The sequence below is a fragment of the Paenibacillus sp. FSL R10-2771 genome (assembly GCF_038000205.1).
Classification (GTDB): domain Bacteria; phylum Bacillota; class Bacilli; order Paenibacillales; family Paenibacillaceae; genus Paenibacillus_AQ; species Paenibacillus_AQ phytohabitans.
The window spans coordinates 1-2,830 of record NZ_JBBOBM010000003.1; the positions used below are offsets into that span (position 1 = coordinate 1).

At 53.8% G+C, this 2,830-nt stretch carries 1 rRNA gene; it reads right to left on the reverse strand.

The features are described 5' to 3' along the window. A 23S ribosomal RNA gene (locus NSU14_RS35875) occupies nucleotides 1-2,830 on the reverse strand; the annotation flags it as partial.

The following is a 2,830-nucleotide window of genomic DNA, read 5'->3' on the forward strand; positions in this document are numbered from 1 at the left end:
TTGGGAAATCTCATCTTGAGGGGGGCTTCACGCTTAGATGCTTTCAGCGCTTATCCCGTCCGTACGTAGCTACTCAGCCATGCTCCTGGCGGAACAACTGATGCACCAGCGGTACGTCCATCCCGGTCCTCTCGTACTAAGGACAGCTCCTCTCAAATTTCCTGCGCCCACGACAGATAGGGACCGAACTGTCTCACGACGTTCTGAACCCAGCTCGCGTACCGCTTTAATGGGCGAACAGCCCAACCCTTGGGACCTACTTCAGCCCCAGGATGCGATGAGCCGACATCGAGGTGCCAAACCTCCCCGTCGATGTGGACTCTTGGGGGAGATAAGCCTGTTATCCCCAGGGTAGCTTTTATCCGTTGAGCGATGGCCCTTCCATGCGGTACCACCGGATCACTAAGTCCGACTTTCGTCCCTGCTCGACTTGTAGGTCTCGCAGTCAAGCTCCCTTATGCCTTTGCACTCTGCGAATGATTTCCAACCATTCTGAGGGAACCTTTGAACGCCTCCGTTACTCTTTAGGAGGCGACCGCCCCAGTCAAACTGCCCGCCTGACACGGTCCCCGTACCCGGTAAGGGTACTAGGTTAGAACCTAGATACGATCAGGGTGGTATCCCAACGGCGCCTCCGCAGAAGCTTGCGCTCCTGCCTCAACGGCTCCCACCTATCCTGTACAGATCGTACCCAAATTCAATATCAAGCTGCAGTAAAGCTCCATGGGGTCTTTCCGTCTTGTCGCGGGTAACCTGCATCTTCACAGGTATTAAAATTTCACCGGATCTCTCGTTGAGACAGCGCCCAAGTCGTTACGCCATTCGTGCGGGTCAGAATTTACCTGACAAGGAATTTCGCTACCTTAGGACCGTTATAGTTACGGCCGCCGTTTACTGGGGCTTCGGTTCACAGCTTCGGGTTTAACCCCTAACCACTCCCCTTAACCTTCCAGCACCGGGCAGGCGTCAGCCCGTATACTTCGCCTTGCGGCTTCGCACAGACCTGTGTTTTTGCTAAACAGTCGCTTGGGCCTTTTCACTGCGGCCCCCTCGGGCTATTCACCCTACCGAGGCACCTCTTCTCCCGAAGTTACGAGGTCATTTTGCCGAGTTCCTTAACGAGAGTTCTTCCGCGCGCCTTAGAATTCTCTTCTCGCCTACCTGTGTCGGTTTGCGGTACGGGCACCTTCTCCTGGCTAGAGGCTTTTCTTGGCAGTGTGAGATCATGACCTTCGCTACTACAATTTTCGCTCCCCATCACAGCCCAGCCTTACGATGTGCGGATTTGCCTACACATCAGCCTCACTGCTTAGACGGACACATCCATCAGTCCGCGTCACTACCCTCCTGCGTCACCCCATCGCTCATAGCGGATTACGGTGGTACAGTAATTTCAAACTGTTGTCCTTCGACTACGCCTTTCGGCCTCGCCTTAGGTCCCGACTTACCCTGAGCGGACGAGCCTTCCTCAGGAAACCTTGGGCTTTCGGCGGATCAGATTCTCACTGATCTTTTCGTTACTCATACCGGCATTCTCACTTGTATGCTGTCCAGCGCTCCTTACGGTACACCTTCAACCTGCATACAACGCTCCCCTACCCCAGATACAAAGTATCTAGCCATAGCTTCGGTGGTGTGTTTAGCCCCGTTACATTTTCGGCGCAGAGTCACTCGACCAGTGAGCTATTACGCACTCTTTCAATGGTGGCTGCTTCTAAGCCAACATCCTGGTTGTCTGTGCAACTCCACATCCTTTCCCACTTAACACACACTTGGGGACCTTAGCTGATGGTCTGGGCTGTTTCCCTTTTGACAATGGATCTTAGCACTCACTGTCTGACTCCCGGCAAGAAGTTAATGGCATTCGGAGTTTGACTGAGCTTGGTAACCCTTGCGGGCCCCGCACCCAATCAGTGCTCTACCTCCACCACTCCATTCACCGAGGCTAGCCCTAAAGCTATTTCGGGGAGAACCAGCTATCTCCGAGTTCGATTGGAATTTCTCCGCTACCCCCACCTCATCCCCGCATTTTTCAACATGCGTGGGTTCGGGCCTCCAGTGCGTGTTACCGCACCTTCACCCTGGACAGGGGTAGATCACACGGTTTCGGGTCTACGTCCACATACTCAATCGCCCTATTCAGACTCGCTTTCGCTGCGGCTCCGGCTTCTCACCTTAACCTTGCATGTTAAACGTAACTCGCCGGTTCATTCTACAAAAGGCACGCCATCACCCATAGATCGGGCTCTGACTTTTTGTAAGCACACGGTTTCAGGTTCTATTTCACTCCCCTTCCGGGGTGCTTTTCACCTTTCCCTCACGGTACTGTTTCACTATCGGTCGCCAGGTAGTATTTAGCCTTAGCAGATGGTCCTGCTGGATTCATACGGGGTTTCACGTGCCCCGCACTACTCGGGATCCGTCTCGGAGAGAACACAGTTTAGGCTACAGGGCTTTTACCTCTATCGCGGGCCTTTCCAGACCTCTTCGCCTACCATATTCCTTTGTAACTCCATGTGAGACGTCCCACAACCCCAAGAGGCAAGCCCCTTGGTTTAGGCTGTTCCGCGTTCGCTCGCCGCTACTGACGGAATCACTATTGTTTTCTCTTCCTCAGGGTACTTAGATGTTTCAGTTCCCCTGGTCTGCCTCTGCGTATCCTATGTATTCAGATACGAGTAACTGCGAATTACCACAGCTGGGTTTCCCCATTCGGACACCCCCGGATCAAAGCTTGCTTACAGCTCCCCGAGGCAGTTTCGTTGTTCGCCACGTCCTTCGTCGGCTCCTGGCGCCTAGGCATCCTCCGTGTGCTCTTATTAGCTTAACC